At 43.7% G+C, this 17,291-nt stretch carries 23 protein-coding genes; 22 read left to right on the top strand and 1 reads right to left on the bottom strand.

The window, feature by feature from the left end:
* Positions 1–137 precede the first annotated feature (137 nt).
* The 4 genes from R5H20_RS05785 (at position 138) to R5H20_RS05800 (ending at position 1,291) form a co-directional block, all read left to right on the top strand.
* Positions 138–290, top strand: a complete 153-nt coding sequence (locus R5H20_RS05785; protein WP_224254470.1) for a hypothetical protein — start codon at positions 138–140, stop codon at positions 288–290.
* Positions 291–295: 5 nt separating this feature from the next.
* Positions 296–460, top strand: a complete 165-nt coding sequence (locus R5H20_RS05790) for a hypothetical protein (protein WP_224254471.1) — start codon at positions 296–298, stop codon at positions 458–460.
* Positions 461–589: 129 nt separating this feature from the next.
* Positions 590–865 carry a hypothetical protein gene (locus tag R5H20_RS05795; RefSeq protein ID WP_048406871.1) on the top strand — a complete coding sequence of 92 codons (276 nt, stop codon included), beginning with the start codon at positions 590–592 and terminating at the stop codon, positions 863–865.
* A 186-nt stretch (positions 866–1,051) separates the two neighbouring features.
* Positions 1,052–1,291: a hypothetical protein gene (locus R5H20_RS05800; RefSeq protein ID WP_073412044.1), complete on the top strand. Its 240-nt coding sequence runs from the start codon at positions 1,052–1,054 to the stop codon at positions 1,289–1,291.
* A 26-nt stretch (positions 1,292–1,317) separates the two neighbouring features.
* Here R5H20_RS05800 and R5H20_RS05805 read toward each other — a convergent pair whose 3' ends face one another.
* Complete coding sequence (locus R5H20_RS05805) at positions 1,318–1,659, bottom strand: hypothetical protein (protein ID WP_073412045.1); 342 nt, start codon at positions 1,657–1,659, stop codon at positions 1,318–1,320.
* Positions 1,660–1,716: 57 nt separating this feature from the next.
* On the opposite strand from R5H20_RS05805, the gene R5H20_RS05810 reads away from it, so the two are divergent.
* From R5H20_RS05810 to R5H20_RS05895, 18 genes are all read left to right on the top strand, one after another.
* The gene (locus tag R5H20_RS05810) at positions 1,717–1,983 is read left to right on the top strand and encodes a YqaH family protein (protein ID WP_009330095.1); all 267 of its coding nucleotides are present in this window, start codon (positions 1,717–1,719) and stop codon (positions 1,981–1,983) included.
* 195 nt (positions 1,984–2,178) lie between these two features.
* Positions 2,179–2,580: a hypothetical protein gene (locus R5H20_RS05815; RefSeq protein ID WP_048406863.1), complete on the top strand. Its 402-nt coding sequence runs from the start codon at positions 2,179–2,181 to the stop codon at positions 2,578–2,580.
* A gap of 13 nt (positions 2,581–2,593) precedes the next feature.
* Complete coding sequence (locus R5H20_RS05820; protein WP_048406862.1) at positions 2,594–2,977, top strand: hypothetical protein; 384 nt, start codon at positions 2,594–2,596, stop codon at positions 2,975–2,977.
* On the top strand, positions 2,977–4,149 hold the full coding sequence (locus tag R5H20_RS05825; RefSeq protein ID WP_048406861.1) for a DUF2800 domain-containing protein: 1,173 nt from the start codon (positions 2,977–2,979) through the stop codon (positions 4,147–4,149). Before R5H20_RS05820 ends, R5H20_RS05825 begins: the two co-directional genes overlap by 1 nt.
* 29 nt (positions 4,150–4,178) lie before the next feature.
* Positions 4,179–4,745 carry a DUF2815 family protein gene (locus tag R5H20_RS05830; RefSeq protein WP_048406860.1) on the top strand — a complete coding sequence of 189 codons (567 nt, stop codon included), beginning with the start codon at positions 4,179–4,181 and terminating at the stop codon, positions 4,743–4,745.
* 61 nt (positions 4,746–4,806) lie between these two features.
* Positions 4,807–5,052, top strand: a complete 246-nt coding sequence (locus tag R5H20_RS05835; RefSeq protein WP_048406859.1) for a hypothetical protein — start codon at positions 4,807–4,809, stop codon at positions 5,050–5,052.
* Between the two features lie 5 nt (positions 5,053–5,057).
* Positions 5,058–7,001 carry a DNA polymerase gene (locus R5H20_RS05840; RefSeq protein WP_048406858.1) on the top strand — a complete coding sequence of 648 codons (1,944 nt, stop codon included), beginning with the start codon at positions 5,058–5,060 and terminating at the stop codon, positions 6,999–7,001.
* A gap of 115 nt (positions 7,002–7,116) precedes the next feature.
* A complete protein-coding gene (locus tag R5H20_RS05845; protein ID WP_082142510.1) occupies positions 7,117–9,528 on the top strand; it encodes a VapE domain-containing protein in 2,412 nt (803 codons plus the stop codon).
* A gap of 264 nt (positions 9,529–9,792) precedes the next feature.
* On the top strand, positions 9,793–10,119 hold the full coding sequence (locus R5H20_RS05850; RefSeq protein WP_224254472.1) for a VRR-NUC domain-containing protein: 327 nt from the start codon (positions 9,793–9,795) through the stop codon (positions 10,117–10,119).
* Positions 10,109–11,464, top strand: coding sequence for a DEAD/DEAH box helicase (locus R5H20_RS05855; protein WP_048356002.1), 1,356 nt, complete (start codon positions 10,109–10,111; stop codon positions 11,462–11,464). Before R5H20_RS05850 ends, R5H20_RS05855 begins: the two co-directional genes overlap by 11 nt.
* Positions 11,461–11,841, top strand: a complete 381-nt coding sequence (locus R5H20_RS05860) for an ArpU family phage packaging/lysis transcriptional regulator (protein WP_006637234.1) — start codon at positions 11,461–11,463, stop codon at positions 11,839–11,841. The genes R5H20_RS05855 and R5H20_RS05860 overlap by 4 nt, the downstream gene beginning before the upstream one ends.
* Positions 11,842–12,582: 741 nt before the next feature.
* Positions 12,583–12,807: a spore coat protein CotD gene (gene cotD, locus R5H20_RS05865; protein ID WP_006637235.1), complete on the top strand. Its 225-nt coding sequence runs from the start codon at positions 12,583–12,585 to the stop codon at positions 12,805–12,807.
* A gap of 168 nt (positions 12,808–12,975) precedes the next feature.
* On the top strand, positions 12,976–13,317 hold the full coding sequence (locus R5H20_RS05870; RefSeq protein WP_088273062.1) for a hypothetical protein: 342 nt from the start codon (positions 12,976–12,978) through the stop codon (positions 13,315–13,317).
* A gap of 66 nt (positions 13,318–13,383) precedes the next feature.
* A complete protein-coding gene (locus R5H20_RS05875; RefSeq protein ID WP_088273061.1) occupies positions 13,384–14,082 on the top strand; it encodes a hypothetical protein in 699 nt (232 codons plus the stop codon).
* Positions 14,075–14,437: a hypothetical protein gene (locus tag R5H20_RS05880; protein ID WP_017474890.1), complete on the top strand. Its 363-nt coding sequence runs from the start codon at positions 14,075–14,077 to the stop codon at positions 14,435–14,437. The genes R5H20_RS05875 and R5H20_RS05880 overlap by 8 nt, the downstream gene beginning before the upstream one ends.
* 26 nt (positions 14,438–14,463) lie before the next feature.
* A complete protein-coding gene (locus tag R5H20_RS05885) occupies positions 14,464–14,838 on the top strand; it encodes an HNH endonuclease (RefSeq protein WP_224254473.1) in 375 nt (124 codons plus the stop codon).
* Positions 14,839–15,066: 228 nt separating this feature from the next.
* On the top strand, positions 15,067–15,582 hold the full coding sequence (locus tag R5H20_RS05890) for a phage terminase small subunit P27 family (RefSeq protein ID WP_025807612.1): 516 nt from the start codon (positions 15,067–15,069) through the stop codon (positions 15,580–15,582).
* Positions 15,579–17,288, top strand: coding sequence for a terminase large subunit (locus R5H20_RS05895; RefSeq protein WP_088272693.1), 1,710 nt, complete (start codon positions 15,579–15,581; stop codon positions 17,286–17,288). The genes R5H20_RS05890 and R5H20_RS05895 overlap by 4 nt, the downstream gene beginning before the upstream one ends.
* The last annotated feature ends 3 nt before the right edge of the window (positions 17,289–17,291 follow it).

The following is a 17,291-nucleotide window of genomic DNA, read 5'->3' on the forward strand; positions in this document are numbered from 1 at the left end:
CTAACACAAGACAAGTATACATTAGTTGAAGTTCGTTGACAACGTAAAAAAAATCTCACTAACACGTTGACAACGCAAAAAATAGGTGCTAAACTTACGTTGTCAACGTAAAATGAGGCGGAAGGGGGGTGAAACGTATGGGGAAAGAGCTAACTGAAGTCGATTTGGAATTGATAGACAAAATTCGGAAACTAAGTGATGTCGAACTTGGCTATTTGAAAGGTTGGGTCTATGCCAAATTGGACAGCGGGCAAGAACAGATCCGCCTTACAGAAAAGGAGGTCTCGTAAAAAAAATGACTGTAGGAAAAATTGAAATCACAGAGGACAAGGTTCTTAAGTTAAAGCCCATTTTTGAAAGTATCGTTTCCCGAAAATATGGAAAAGACATCAGATTCAGAACGTTAACAATGGGCGGGATAACCGTAAAAGATCATTCGGTTAAAAAAGTGGGAAGGTGAAAAAAAAATGAAGATCAAAACAAGAGAATGGCTTTCATTAAGTAAGGCGGAACGTTTTATGAAGATTTATCAAGCCTTTGTGAAAACACAAAAATGAGATTTTGAGAAATGAAAGGAGAGAGAAAATCAATGGATAAGCATCAAATGTATTCTGTTGCACTTTCAGGAGCAATTTTTGAAGTCTTTAATGAAGAATCAGAGCACTTTATAGAAGAGTTAACGGACGTGGATTTGACCGAGTTTTTCACGGCGGCCAACACAGCTTTACTGATGATTTTTAACGAATTAACCGGCGAAAAGAAGAACGCAATTGAATTTACGCATGTTCTTAACGGACTAGCTGTGCAGAAAACGATTGAAAATGTAAAGGAGAAAGAGACAAATGAGCAATCAAAACGAAAATAACTCCACCCCTGCGGCAACAGAGGTTGAAAAAGTTCGGAGGTGATCCTATGAACGATAGAAAATTTCATTTAATTGGAATAATCCTTAGCATCATTTGTGTCATTCTGTCTGTTACAGCATTAATTCTGTCGCTTCAATAATTAAAGGAAGCCGATAAAACTGGACACACATAGGAGGAGAAAGAAAATGAAGCCTTATAGATTGGAAATGCAAAAAGTAAAAATCAAATCAGTTGAATATGAAGAAGCTTTGGAGAATACAGCAAAAGACCTCATTAGACAACTCAAATCATTTTGTCAGACATATGGAGACTTACTACATTGTTTAGATCAATTTAGATATAAGCCAAAAACTGAACAAGTGATTGCCGAATATGCTAAAAGACTTGTTAAACAAGAGATCAATAGCATTCTGCTGAAAAAATAAGCGCCCTAAAGGACGCTAAAAAATCACTAAACTAAACCCATGTAATTCGAGGTAATTAGGTTTCCATCCATTAGCTCTAATGTTTCAAATAATTGCGGACGATAGCCATACTCACCTTTGAAATCACTTATAGTTTGACCAACTTCACCTGCTGATTGTATGTCAAACGTTCCATTATGGAAAACTTTTTGAATAGGTGAAAAAAGGGCAAGGGAGTACTTATATGTACGACCTGGTTCAACCCTTTGATTAAAAGCAATGTCTTCATAATCGCATGAATAATAAATGTGAACTGGCTCGATTCCATTTAGACCATGATTCCTAACGATATGTGAGAAATCATCAAGAGTTTTTGCAACAACTACCATTCTTTTCACCTCCTATTATCTTGATAGGGACATTATACCAAAAAAGGAGGAGCAAGCATGAACCTAAACCGATTTCTAAAAACTGACCGCGAAAAGGCGGAAAGGCTGTTCATTTCAACGCGAGATCTTATTGCGGAATTGCCTGCCGCGATCGAGGAACATGATTTTGAAGGATGTGTAGAAATTGCGGCAACAATCATTTTAAATTGCAAGGATCTTAAACGGATGGAGCACCCGGAACAGGTTGTTCGGCTTCACGAAATCGCGTCCAAATTTGCGAACAGGGGATTAAACGTTTCAACTGTAAGGAGATCGTTTCAATGAATATCGAACATCCAATGATCACGGAGATCAACCGTTACGGATATCCTTTGGAATATTTGAAGTATGAAGACGAGGACGGCCAGGATGATGATGACAAATAAAAAAGCCGCCTTGGCAGAGGCGACTAAAAACAAAACAAATAACGCCGTCATTATACCATGCGGCCCAACCATATGAAAATAGGAGGTTTTACCAATGTCAGAGATCACAACATTACCCCAGGCAAATGCTTATTTTCAGGAGCTTAACCAGGCAAAGAAAAATCGTACCGCTCTAAATTCAAATATCAACACACGAACAGCCAAATTGATCTCTTTTCTGAGAAAGTCTGGCCCGATTATAGTCTATCGTGATGATACGGCAACTATCATCGAAGCTGTTAAAAAAGTGTCCGTGAAATTCGATAAAGCTTTGCTTGGCTCTATTGTCGGGATGCCGGCCTCAGCTTTAAACCCGATCAAGATTGCGGAACTGGTTGAGTCCGGGAAGCTCTCAGCCGCACAAGTTGAGGAATGCCAGTACGAAGAAGAAGATTACAAGTTAAAAATGCGTAAGGCGAAAAAGAAAGAAATTGCGGCTTTCCGCAATAAAAAATAGGAGGTAATTTTTCATGAATATCAATGTGAATATTAAGGCACCTGGCTTGGCCGCGGCTATCCAGGCGCTTGCAAACGCCCTGGACAAAGTAGAAGTGGTTTGGGACAGCAAAGCCGTTGCCCAAGAAACAGAAGAGACCCCACAGGTTGAAACGCCGCCTACTGAGGATGTAAAAGAAGAGCCGTCAACCCAAGAGGTAGAAGAAACGCCAAACCAAGAGGAAGAAGAAACGCCGGCAATCAGCAAGGAAGTTGTTAGGGATAAGCTTGCGGCATTGGCACAGGAAGGCAAGCAAGCCGAGGTTAAAAAACTGTTCGCGAAGTTTGGCGCGAAAAAGCTTTCAGAAGTTCCGGCCGAAAAATACGCTGAACTACTTAAGCATGCGGAGGCTCTATAATGGCAGACCATTCAAGCCGGGCGCACGCCCTGCTTTCCGCCTCCGGTTCAAAAAGGTGGCTCACTTGTACACCAAGTGCCCGGCTGGAACAGGAGTTTGAAGAGTCTACGAGCGTTTTTGCCGAAGAAGGTACCCTGGCTCATGAATTATCAGAAGTACTTTTGCAATACCATTTCGGGCAAATTTCTAAAACGGCCAGGACGCGCCGGATGAACAAACTAAAAAAACACGAACTTTTCTCTCAATCCATGCTCGACTATGTCACAAGCTATGCTGATCTTGTGGTTGAAAGAATTAACGCGCTACAGGCTGGGACAAGGGACGCTACTATCCTCCTTGAGCAGCGCTTAGATTATAGCGAATGGGTGCCGGAAGGCTTTGGAACCGGTGACGTGGTGGCGATCGGTGACAATGTAGTGGAAATTATTGACCTTAAATACGGAAAGGGCGTACCTGTCTCCGCCCAGGAAAACACACAAATGCGACTGTATGCCTTGGGGGCTATCAATCAATTCGGCATGCTCTATGACATCGAAATGGTTCGCATGACAATTATTCAACCTCGGCTTGACAGCGTATCAACAGACGAAATCAAAGCTGATCAGCTTTTGGCCTGGGCTGATGAATTTGTTAAGCCGCGAGCTGAAATGGCCGCAGCAGGAGAAGGGGAATTTATTTCGGGTGATCATTGCCGGTTCTGTCGCGCGCGCTTTACTTGCAGAAAGAGGGCAGAAGCAAACCTAGAGCTTGCAAAGTATGATTTCAAAGCGCCTGAGCTGCTTTCTGAAGAAGAACTAGGCCAGATTCTTTATGAGGCTGAGGAATTAAAACGATGGGCGAAAGACGTTCAGGATTATGCCTTATCGCAAGCAGAAAACCACGGCAAGAGGTTCCCAGGGTGGAAGCTTGTCGAAGGCCGGAGTATCCGGAAATATGCCGATAAAACCGAGGCAGCCGCCAAGCTTCTTGAAGCTGGCTATTCGGAAGAAGAGATATACAATAAAGAGCTTCTCGGCATATCCGCCCTGGAAAAATCAATCGGTAAAAAAGCATTTAATGAACACCTTGGCGATCTTGTCGTGAAGCCTACAGGGAAACCGACCCTGGTTCCGGAATCAGACAAGCGCCCTGAGATCAATTCAATTGAATCGGCGCAAGCTGATTTTCAATAAAAACTTAAAAATAAAGGAGAAATGAAACAATGGCAGTTAACACAAATTCAAGCACAAAGGTAATCACAGGAAAGGTTCGTTTTTCTTACGTTCACATTTTTCAACCTCACGCGATTGAAGAAGGCCAGGAACCAAAATACAGCATGTCGATCATTATTCCAAAGTCGGATAAAGAAACACTGAAAAAAATTAAAGCAGCAGTAGAGGCAGCAAAGCAGGCAGGGGCCAGCAAGTGGGGCGGTAAAATCCCGAAAAACCTCAAAACCCCTCTACGTGACGGTGACGAGGAAAGACCGGATCAGGAAGAATACGCAGGAGCTTACTTCTTAAATGCTTCCAGCAAGACGCGACCTGGTGTTGTCGATGCTCACCTAAATGAAATTATTGACTCTGAGGAAGTCTATTCCGGATGCTATGGACGCGTGTCTATCAACTTCTACCCGTTTAACACAGCCGGAAACAAAGGAATTGCATGCGGCCTAAACAACGTACAGAAATGGGAAGACGGGGACTATCTCGGCGGACGCTCTCGCGCTCAAGATGACTTTGACGCCCTCGATGTCGAGGATGACGATGACGACGACTTTTTAAGCTAATTTGAAGGATTTAGGGGAGACGATTGTTTCCCCTCTTTTAATAGAGTAGGAGGCTGTAAATATGAAAAAAGTTTGGCTTGTAGTAACTCAATATAGGGATGTCGATGAGTACGAAGATAAAGAAATTTTAGCGACTTTCACCGAGAAAGAGGACAAGGCAATGCTTGAATACTTAGGCGATATAGTGACTTCTAAGACCCGTTTTCTCGAAAAAATATTTGAGCTCGACTTACTGAAAGGTGAGCTGTCTGAAATGGATCTAAAGCTTTCAAACGGGAAGCTCTGTATTGAAAAGAAAAAGGCGTGAAATTCATGAAAACGTTAGCCATTGATATAGAAACCTATTCCAGCGTTGATCTGATCAAGTCAGGCGTCTACGCCTATACGGAGGCTCCGGACTTTGAAATTTTGCTGTTTGCTTATGCTTTTGATGATGAGCCGATCCAAATAATTGATTTAGCCCAGGGCGAAAAGCTCCCCCCTGAACTTTTGGCAGCTTTGACGAGCTCCAAAGTCATTAAAACCGCATATAACGCCAATTTTGAAAGAACTTGTATCGCCAAACATTTTGACCTTTTGATGCTGCCGGATCAATGGCGTTGTACGGCCGTGCATGCGACAACGCTCGGGCTCCCAGGCAATCTTGATGGCGTAGCAAAATCAATGAAGCTGGAAGCTCAAAAAGATAAAGCCGGCAAAGCGTTAATCAGGTATTTTTCTATTCCGTGTAAGCCAACAAAGGCGAACGGCGGGCGAACCCGTAACCTCCCTGAACACGATCCGGAGAAATGGGAGAAATTTAAGGCTTATTGTATCCAAGACGTTGAAGTGGAACGGGCTATTAGGAAACGCCTAATAAAATACGAGGTTCCACAATCAGAACAATCTCTATGGGCGCTTGATCAGGAGATCAATGACCGCGGGGTCCGGGTAGATACGGAATTGGTCAAGCATGCTATAGCTTGTGACACAGCATATCAAAACAAACTGATTGCAGAAGCAAAGGAACTGACGGGCTTAGAAAACCCAAATAGCGTTTCTCAATTAAAAGCCTGGCTAGAAGAAAAAGGACTAAAGGTGACGAGCCTCAATAAAGATGCCATTTCGAAGATGATCGATAAGTCAGAGGATGAGACCGTCAAACGGGTTTTGAAGCTCCGCCAGGAGTTATCTAAAACCTCCGTAAAAAAGTACCAGGCCATAGAAAGGGCGCTTTGTCAGGATAACCGTGTCCGGGGACTGCTTCAATTTTATGGCGCAGGCAGGACGGGCAGATGGGCCGGCAGGCTTGTACAGGTTCAGAACCTACCGCAAAACAAACTATCAGACCTGGATACCGCCCGTAATCTGTTAAAAGCGGGTCAGTATGAAATGATCGAACTGCTTTTTGACGGGGTGCCTTTTGTATTATCGCAGCTTATCCGGACGGCGTTTATACCGTCTGAGGGCTGCCGGTTCATTGTTTCCGATTTTTCCGCAATAGAGGCCCGGGTCATTGCCTGGCTTTCAGGTGAAAAATGGCGCTTAGAGGTTTTCAATACACATGGCAAGATTTATGAAGCCTCTGCCTCTCAAATGTTCAATGTGCCGGTTGAATCGATAACCAAAGGAAACCCTTTGCGACAAAAGGGAAAAATCGCTGAATTAGCCCTAGGCTATCAAGGCGGAAAGGGCGCCTTGATTCAAATGGGCGCCTTAGACATGGGGCTCAAGGAAGAGGAGCTCCCGGAATTGGTTGACGCCTGGCGTGAATCCAACGCAAACATCGTGAAGTTTTGGTATGACGTTGAAAAGGCCGCGATCTCAGCAGTTCGCGATCGTAAAGAACAACGGCTGCAGCACGGTTTACTTTTCTTCTATGAGTCCGGCATTCTCTTTATTCAGCTTCCATCTGGCCGCCGCCTGGCATATGCCAGGCCAAAGCTTATACGCGATGAACGTTTTGGAAAAGACGCTCTGACGTATGAGGGCTCGGAAAACGGCAAATGGACCAGGCTGAATACTTATGGCGGAAAACTTACGGAGAACATTGTCCAGGCCGTCGCCCGCGATTGTCTCGCTGTCGCATTAAAGCGATTGGATGCCGCCGGCTACCGTACGGTTATGCACATTCATGACGAAGCCGTTTTGGATACTGAGGAAGGGGCAGGCTCCCTGGAACACGTTGAAAAGGTGATGGGTGAGCCTATCCCTTGGGCAAAGGGGCTGCCGCTGACAGCTGACGGGTTTGTCACGCATTACTATAAAAAAGATTGATAGGGGCTGAAAGCATGCGATTTTTGAGAAGCCTTATAGCCCTGCTCGGGCTTTTCTTGTTTGCTAGGAAAAGAGATTCCGAATACATGAAATGGATTGAGAGGGACGGAAGGTGATGGAAACAGCTTTAAAAAAACGAGTGCAGCATGACGGGTCTATCACCATCGCAACAGGTCGCAACCGTTGGGACAAGGCTTGGAAGAACAAAGACATTCTTTGGTCCGACCTGCTGAAAAAGCTATCAACGCCAAATTACACATCTGAAACCTCGGAAGAGTATAAAAAAATGTCGAAGGCGCAGCAGGACCAAATAAAAGACGTCGGCGGGTTCGTCGGCGGTACTTTAAAAGGTGGCCGGCGAAAAACTGACTCTGTGGTCTGGCGCCAGGTGGTTACGCTGGATGCTGACTTTATCAAAGGCGATCTGTGGGCGTCGGTTGAAATGATGTTCGACTTTGCATGCGCCGCGTACTCAACGCATAAGCATAGCAGCACATCCCCAAGACTACGCCTGGTCATTCCTTTAAAACGACCTATAACACCTGACGAGTATCAGGCAGTCTCCCGACGCTTGGCGGCGGATTTAGGCATTGATTTTTTCGATGATACAACATATCAGCCGCATCGGCTTATGTATTGGCCGTCAACTTCTAAAGATGGGGAGTTCGTTTTCAGGCTGCAAGATTTGCCCTGGCTTGACCCTGACGAGGTCTTATCCCGGTACACAGATTGGAAAGACCCGTCTTATTGGCCTGAATCGTCCAGGCTTCAAAAACAACGTCAGAAGCTCGCGGACAAACAAGGTGACCCCCATGAGAAAAACGGAATGGTCGGGGCCTTCTGCCGCACGTATTCAATTACTGAGGCAGTCGAAACATTTCTATCTGATGTGTATGAAGAAGCAGGGCCGGGGCGCTTCACCTATAAAGCCGGCTCTACAACCGGCGGCCTGATTCTCTATGATGATGATAAATTTGCCTATTCCCATCATGGTACGGACCCGATAGGCGGGCAACTGGTCAATGCGTTTGATTTGGTTCGTATCCATAAATTCGGCATGCGGGATGAGGAAGCCGAGCCAGGGACGCCGGTCGTCCGGCTCCCGTCTTTTACGGCCATGACTGAGTTCGCTCAGGCGGATAAAAACGTCAAGCGAACTTTAGGCCAGGAAAGACTACAGGCAGCAAGTGAAGAATTTGGAGTCATTGAGGATGTAAATAGCGATTGGTTTGAAAATCTGGACGTCAAAAAGAACGGAGATATTCTTTCTACCGCCAAAAATATAATTTTGATCTTACAAAATGATCCGCACCTGGCCGGAAAGATTGCCTGGAATGATTTTTCCCATCGGGCCGCCGTCTTAGGTGATCTACCTTGGCGCAAGCTGTCAGAGGGAGAATATTGGACGGACAGAGACGACGCTTCTTTACGTAACTACCTTGAAACTGTTTATAGAATTTCAGGTCAAGGAAAGGTTCATGACGCGCTTATGGAGGTACAGGGGAAAAACAAATTCCATCCGGTACAAGATTATCTCAATAGCCTGGAATGGGATGGGCTGCCCCGTCTTGACACGCTGTTCATTGAATACCTAGGTGCTGAAGACTCTGAGTATGTCCGGGCCGTAACCCGTAAGATATTCACGGCAGCAGTCGGCCGGGTAATGAAGCCTGGACTGAAATTCGATAATGTCTTAGTCATGGTGGGACCGCAGGGAGTCGGGAAAAGCTACATTATTAAAAAACTCGGCATGGACTGGCATTCTGACTCAATCACTACCGTTCAAGGAAAAGAAGCTTATGAGCAATTGCAAGGCGCCTGGCTCATTGAGCTGGCTGAACTGTCTGCAACCCGTAAAGCTGAGGCAGAAGCCGTTAAGCACTTTATATCAAAACAAGAGGACAGCTATCGAGTAGCTTACGGCCGCCAGATTTCCGTTTTCCCGCGTCAGTGCGTTTTCTTTGGTTCAACGAATGACGTGACTTTTCTGAGAGACCGAACCGGAAACCGGCGGTTTTGGCCGGTTGTTGTGGCAGCACAGGAAAGAACAAAAAGCATTTGGAAAGACCTTAACCAATATGAGATTGACCAGATATGGGCTGAGGCCGTTGTCCGTTGGAACGAAAAAGAGCCTCTTTATCTGTCCGGTAAATTGGCAGATGCCGCAAAAGAAGCCCAGGAAGCACATACTGAGGAAAGTGCCAAAGCCGGTTTGATCGAAGAGTATTTAAACAGGTTGCTCCCCGAGGATTGGGCCAAAAAAGACATCAGTGAGCGAAGACGTTTCATCCACGGCAGCGACTTTGGAGAAACGGACGAAGGAACAGTAAAGCGCGAACGTGTTTGTGCTATGGAAATATGGGTCGAATTGTTTGAGGGCGACCCAAAACAAATGACTCCAATCCAAGCGCGTGAAATTAACGACATCCTTAGACGCATACCAGGCTGGAAAGCGCACACGAAAGATCGAGGGAGGTTGTATTTCGGTAAAAACTACGGGTACCAAAGAGCATTTGTGAGGGAGTGAAAATATACCTTCATACTTTGAAGGATACCTCCATGCAAGATTTGGATATTCCAAAAACATACCTTCATACCTTCATGAAATACCTTCATGACTATTAGGTTATGAAGGTATGCAAAAACCAATTGTATCAAGGGTTTAGCCCTTGTATACCGGCAATACCTTCATATTTTATATATAAAAGATATATTAAAGAATATAGCGTATACACGTAAGAAAATCTCTATAATCTCTTTATTTCAGTAGTCTATATAGGGGTATGGACATATGTCCGGTATGGACGTATTCATAAAAGGAGTGGAGACAGTTTTGCAGGAAAGTCAATTGGAGCGACTTCTCAAACGGAAGGTTGAGAGCTTGGGGGGTCAGGCACTTAAATTTGTTTCTCCGGGAATGTCAGGGGTGCCGGATAGACTTGTTTTGATTCCGGGAGGAAGGGCAGTCTTTGCAGAAATGAAAGCGCCAGGGAAAAACCTTCGGCCCTTGCAGGAGAAAAGAAAACGGGACTTAGAAAGTTTAGGCTTTACCGTTTGCAAACTTGATTCCCGGGAAACAATAGACGCTTTTATTAGGAGGTTCTTTCATGAAGTTTAAGCCTCACCAATACCAGGAGCATGCCATTCAGCACATTATCAAAAGTGAGGCCGCTGGCCTTTTCCTTGATATGGGGATGGGAAAAACGGTAAGCACGTTAACCGCTGTTTCCGATCTGCTTCATGATTATTTCGATGTTTTGAAGGTTTTAGTAATCGCACCGTTGAGGGTTGCAGAAGATACCTGGAGCCGCGAGGCAGAGAAATGGGATCACACACAATACCTTCGTGTATCAAAAGTGTTGGGTCCCGAACATCAAAGGGTTTCAGCTTTACATGCGCCCGCGGACATTTATGTGATCAATCGTGAAAACGTTGAATGGCTTGTCAATTACTACGGCAAGAAATGGCCTTTTGACATGGTCGTGATAGATGAGCTATCAAGCTTTAAATCTTCCAAGGCTAAAAGATTCAGAGCCTTAAAAAAGGTTCGCCCTTTTATCAAAAGAATTGTGGGATTGACGGGGACGCCAGCCCCAAATAGTTTAATTGATCTATGGCCGCAAATGTATCTGTTAGACCAGGGGGAACGTCTGGGCAAAACGGTAACCAGTTATCGAGAAAAATATTTTCAGCCCGATAAGCGAAACCGAACGATCATTTATAGCTGGAAGTTAAGAGACGGGGCCGAGCAATCAATACACAAAAAGATTTCTGATATCTGCATTAGCATGCAGGCAAAAGACTGGCTCGATCTGCCGAAAAGAATCAACAACATAATGAAAGTGACTCTTCCGGCAAAAGCCAAGGAGAAATATAAGCAACTTGAAAAAGAATTGCTGTTGCCTTTCGCTGGCGGTGATGTTGTGGCTGATACGGCGGCTGTTCTTTCTAACAAATTGATGCAGCTGGCAAATGGTGCGGTTTATGATGAGAACGGAAAAATTCAAGAAATACACGATGAAAAGCTAAACAAACTGGAAGACATAGTGGAGGCAGCAAACGGAAACCCGATCCTGGTGTTTTATTGTTATCAGCACGATCTTTCACGGATTCAAAACAGATTCAAAAATGCAAGGACTTTAAATGGCAGCAAAGATATAAAAGCCTGGAATGCCGGGAAAATAGAAATGCTTCTGGCGCATCCGGCTTCTACCGGACACGGGCTAAACCTTCAAGATGGCGGCCATATCATTGTTTGGTTCGGTATGACCTGGAGCCTGGAGCTATACCAACAGGCAAATGCCAGGCTGGACAGACAGGGGCAAAAGCAAAGCGTCATCGTTCATCACCTGGTGACAGAAGGGACCGTGGACGAGGATGTAATGAGAGCCCTGGAAGGGAAGGCATTGGGGCAAGATGCTTTATTAGAAGCAGTAAAAGCACGATTGGAGAAATTGGCATGAGCATTGAACAATTAACATTTTTCGAACCAGTAGACACTAGAGCTGTACGTGAAATTGTGATTAAAGAATTGAAAGATTATAGGGCAATCAAAGTCCAGCTTGAAAATCAAAAGGAATGCGAAAATCGCGGCATGAAGGCATTTCCTTCCCTCCGGGATTCATCCGCTTTTAACGAGCTCAAGGTCAAACAGATGGAACGAGCTTTACAAAACAGCTTGGACGATGAGGAACGTTTAATCATCGAAAAGAAATATCTGACGGCTGCCAGGGTGAAAGACATCAACATCTATATGGATTTGGGTATTACCAAAAATGCTTATTACAGGTTAAAGAAAAGGGCGATTTATCGCCTTGCTACAGCACTCGGAATCATCTGAGTGCTTTTTTTATTGGGACAAAAAATAAACTTTTTGAGGACAAAAATAGAGACAAAAAAGGAGACTATTTATGTGTGCTTTATCGATAAGATTTACTTATCAAGAAATAACGGGAGACGCACCATTCCCTTATCAAGGTGAATTCGGATACTCAAATTAAGGCGATGAAGAATGAAGCCAAACGGGAGGAACATTCTGAGCCGGATCGCGCTAGTCTTGCGGCTTTGGTATCGGGAGATTTGTAAGAAGTGTGTTTTTTGGACATGACGTCTTACAATACTTGGCTTCCTCCCGGAGTATATGTAAGGCGCAAATTTGAATAAGCGTTTAGCGTAAGGAGGAATTGTACAACTAAGATAAGAGGACAGTCCAAGACTGGACTATCGAGTATTATGGTATTAAGCGAGTAGACAAGTTTATTTTTTAAAATTTATTGCATAAAATAAAATACATCGAGAATTACCCCTTTTTTCAAGAGGTATCCTGAAGGATGCTTCTTGTTTTTTTTGAATGAATTCGAATAGACAAGCTGCAAATATGGATCGAAATCAATAATAAATATATTTACTTCTCACCTTTCAGTTTAAGTATCCTTAAAAAATTTTTGAGGATACTTTTTTTGATTTAGGCTGTGGATAGTACTCGATCGGACAAATATGGGTGATTGTAATGGTACATGTATACACTGTTTATCATAGTTTAATAATGAATATGATCAATGAATGAAAGGAGAGCTTAGTCATGTTTCATTGCAAACCAAATGTGATGCCGCCAATTGTACACCCGACTAATTGTTGTCAAACTCATACTTTTTCTAAAACAATTGTGCCGCATATTCATCCGCAGCATATAACAAATGTGCATCATAAGCATTTCCAGCATGTGCATCAATATCCACACACTTATTCTAGTTACGATCCTGTTACACACTCTCATACTCATTGTGGTAAACCATGTTGTAACTAGTGGGATTAAACAATATCTGTATGGTTTACAGTGCATCATCATATATAGCACCCAAATGAAGGGTGCTTTTTTATGTTCTCTGTAAACCGGGTCCAGTGAATCTCAGAATAAACGATTGGCGGCCAATGTGGGCCTGGTTTAGAAAGAATATACAGGAGGGTGTTCCTATTGAAAATCTTAGTCGTTAAATATAATGGATTAATTACATCAGACGAGCAGCGGGAGAAAATTAGAGAGGAAGCAAGGAAAGCAATTGAAAGAGGGGTTTTTGTTTGTGATGAGATGGTGAGTGTGGATTCGGTTGATATTGAAGAGAAAGAGAATTCTTCTTATAGTGCGTCCCCGATTGGCTTCGTAAAACCACCTATTGGGGTGAAACCGAGATTCATTCATGATGAACAAAGGGCAGAAGAATTAAGTGGCGCTATCATGAGATATATACAAGCTAATAAGAGTATACCTACTGAATGGCTGGAAGAATACAATGAATTAGTAGGAAATGAAAATTAACATAGATGATAAAAAAAGACGCTTTCCCAAATGGGAGGGCGTTTTTTATTTAGGAGGGATTGACCTATGAGCTTTGAATTGAACTTAGCGCATATGAGCATTTCAGACCTGTTGGAAAAGGCAGCCGAAAAGAATGAGTTTATTTTTGTAAGACAGGGACAAAGGCGGCTTGGTAAAACAACCGCGCTTATGGAGTTTGCGAGAGAAAATGGTTATCCAGTCCTTGTAAATAAGGCGATTGTAAAGATTTTTCATCGTAAATATCCCGATGTGAATATTATTGGATATGTAGACGGATCAGAAGTCGATGGGCTTTATAATGTCGTTTGTGATGAAGGGCTGCCAGTGGATGTTGTTAAAAGGCTTCATAAGCTTGGTGTGCTGTTAACAGGATTTGTGAGGGAAGAACCAGACTCATTATCCGCTATAAGAGAAGCTGTGAATTATGTTGGCTACAAATATGGGGGAACTGTACTTCTCGAGGGAGGGTCTATTCCAAAAGGCGATTTAAATAATCTGGAAGCAGAGCCACTCAATAAGTCACCTTTGCTACAGATTGAGCTTGAGGATATTGATTCGGTACCGCGTGTTTTCTACAAAGGTGAGAAGATTACCAATCGTATTGCAATAGATTTCGAGTGGCGAACAGGGGGAGCCGATAAGGTTGGTTCTACCTATATTCGTATCAAGCATGGTAACGATCCTGATAAGGCACTAGCAGTTGAGACGAAGGAACTGGCGGTCGGTGAGAGAGCGTATGAATAGGGAACGTAAGCAGCGTTATAGATACCAGGGCAAGGCGATGAATCAACCTATTAGTAAATGCGAGCATTGTGGAGACGTTCATGCAATCGTTATGCAGGAGCAGAGAAGGAAGAATGGTGTTGTCATCGGGTATATCCAATGCCCTGCCTGCCAGCATAGGGCTGTGTTCTCTGTGACTACCCCACAAATTAGAGAGCTGCAAAAACGAATCAGAAGTGTGAAGAGTCAGTACGACAAAGCTAAGAGGCTAAAGAAAGCTGATCGCCTTTTGACAGAGTATTCCAATTTAAAGGAGCGTATTAGCCTGCTTATGCAGCCTTTAGTCGAGAAGGCAAATGAGGAGATGAACCAATAAGTGTTTGACACTGAAGGAGGATTACAATGCCGCCTAAGCCATTAAGGGAGTGTAAGGCCCATGGGTGTAAGGCCCTTACCAGAGAGGGGTACTGCGCTGACCATAGGCATGCCCAGCAGGAGGAAACGAAACATTACAACAAACATTCAAGAAACAAAACAATTACAAGTTTTTATAAATCAACAGATTGGAAACGAACAAGAGAACTTGTTTTGCTTCGTGACAATCGTCTTTGCCAGCGATGCTTGAGAGAACATCGATTCACTCCTGCTGACATGGTCCATCATATTGTGGAAGTGAAGCAGGACTGGTCCAAGCGTTTAGACCTTTCAAACCTTGAAAGTCTTTGCAATGCTTGCCATAACAAGGTTCACGGCGACCGGAGCAAGCCGATCAAGTAGGGATACCCCCCTATGAAAATCCTTGGAAAGCAACCGCCGCGGGAACGGCGCCCCCTTTTCTGTAAACAAACACCGCTTTTCAAAGTTCCCGAAACGCAAAATACCCTCTCGACAGATTTGCCGAGAGGGCTTGATATGACTGGTTTTGTTGTTGATTTCATCATAGCATGATTTGTGAAAAAAACAAGCGAAAAATTGCGATTTTTTAAAAGGAATGAGGTGAAAAACATGCCGAGACCTGCAAAATCCGCGGCCCTTCAATTAATACAGGGCAATCCGAATAAAAAGAATACGGAAGAACTGGCCGCGCGGGCTAAACACGAACAAAAAATGAAAATGCGCGCTGACAATATCAAACCTCCTTCCTGGCTGGATAAGGTGGCTAAAAAAGAATTTAAACGGGTTGCTGCTCTTTTATCTGAGGTGGAAATCATCACGGAGGCAGATATCAGCATGTTGGCTGCCTACTGTAATGCGTATTCTCAATACATCTCTATTTCGAAAATTATTGAAGAAGACGGCATCATGATTCATACAGAGGGTCAAGATGAAAACGGAGAGCCGATCAAGTTGGTTGGAGAAGAGCACCCTCTGCTGAAACGGCAGAAAAATTTCTACGATCAAATGAAATCGGCTGCAAATGACTTTGGGCTCACTCCGTCTGCACGCGCCAAGCTCGCGATCACGAAAACCCAGGAAGAACGGGAGAAGACTTTAGCAGAAAAGGAGTTTAGTAATGTATGAATACAATTAAACAGTTTATGATTGATTACTCGCGCGATGTGATATCGGGCGAGATTGTTGCGTGCGAAAAGCATATATGGGCTTGTCAGCGGTTTTTAAATGATATTAAAAGAGAAGGAACAAGAGAGTTTCCTTACGTGTTTGACGATGAAAAAGCCCGTCGCTTTCTTTACTGGATGACGCAATTCAAACATACAAAAGGGCCATTAGCTGGTGAAAACATAGTTCCAGATCGTATTCAAATCTTTATTTTCGGTAATGTTTATGGCTGGATTCATAAAGATACAGGATACCGCCGTTTTACAAAAGTGTATTGGCAGGTTGGCCGTAAAAATGCAAAGACTCAGAGTCTAGCATGTGTTGCATCCTATGAAGCAATGGCAAACAATGAGAAAATGTCTGAAGTTTATATAGGGGCAACAAAGACGGAGCAGGCTCAAATATGTTGGAAGGAGATAAAAGCCCAAATAGAAGGGTGCGAACTTCTAAACAAACCTGAGCAAAAATACAGGATAGCATACAGTACCATTGAGCACCCAAAAACAAATTCAACCATCAAAGCTTTATCTAAAGATGCAGGAAAGACCGGTGACGGATTTAACCCGCAATGCGGCATAATAGATGAATATCATGCTCATAAAACGTCAGAGATTTACGATATCCTGGAGTCGGGGATGGGCGCAAGAACGCAGCCGATCATGGTTATTATCACGACAGCGGGGCACGAGTTAAACAATCCGGCCTATCGCGTGGAGTATGATTATGTTTCACGTCTTCTCGATCCAAACAAAGTAGAGACAAATGAACAGTATTTTGTCATGGTGAACGAAATAGATAAAGACGATGACATAAAGGATGAAAGGAATTGGATAAAGGCTAATCCTATATTAGCTTCTCATGAAGTTGGGAAAAAATATTTGCGAGATCGTCTTGAAATGGCTCTGGCTGTTCCTGAAAAGATGAGGGATTTCCTGACCAAGAATATGAATGTTTGGGTTAATATGCGCGACGGTGGATACATGGATATGCAGGCTTGGAAAGATTGCGGGTCTGATCAGTTCCCTGATCTATCCGGCCGTGAATGCTATGTTGGAATTGACTTGTCAAAACGAATTGACCTGACAGCTGTTTCGTTTATTTTCCCATTGGATAATGGGAGCTTTGCTGTTGAGAGTCACGGCTTTATGCCTGAAGATACTTTCTATGAGCGTATGAAGACTGATAACGTACCTTATGATCTGTGGAGGGAGCAGAACTGGCTAACCGTTACCGACGGCGCTGTTGTCGATTATGACTATATCAGAACCTACATTAAAAAAATGGAGAAAGAAAAAGGCTGGCGGATAAAAGAAATTGCCTACGATCCGTACAATGCCACACAGTTTGCCCAACAGATGGAGGCAGACGGATATGTGATGGTTGAAATTCGGCAGGGTGTAGCCACACTTTCAGAGCCTACGAAAGACTTCCGAGAAAAAGTGAAGGCGAAAAAGATCATCCATAATAAAAACGATCTGCTGACTTGGGCTATGGGGAACGCCGTTACAAAAGTGGATGCCCAGGAAAATATAATGCTGGACAAGTCCAAGTCCACACAACGGATTGACCCGGCGGCTGCACTTATTAATGCACATGTTCGGGCTTCTCAGATTGATACAGCGATCGACTTAAACGCTTATATTCAGTCTGGATCTTTCAGCCTGTAGGGG

The organism is Bacillus sp. KICET-3 (genome assembly GCF_033261025.1).
In the GTDB taxonomy this organism is placed as follows: Bacteria; Bacillota; Bacilli; order Bacillales; family Bacillaceae; genus Bacillus; species Bacillus sonorensis.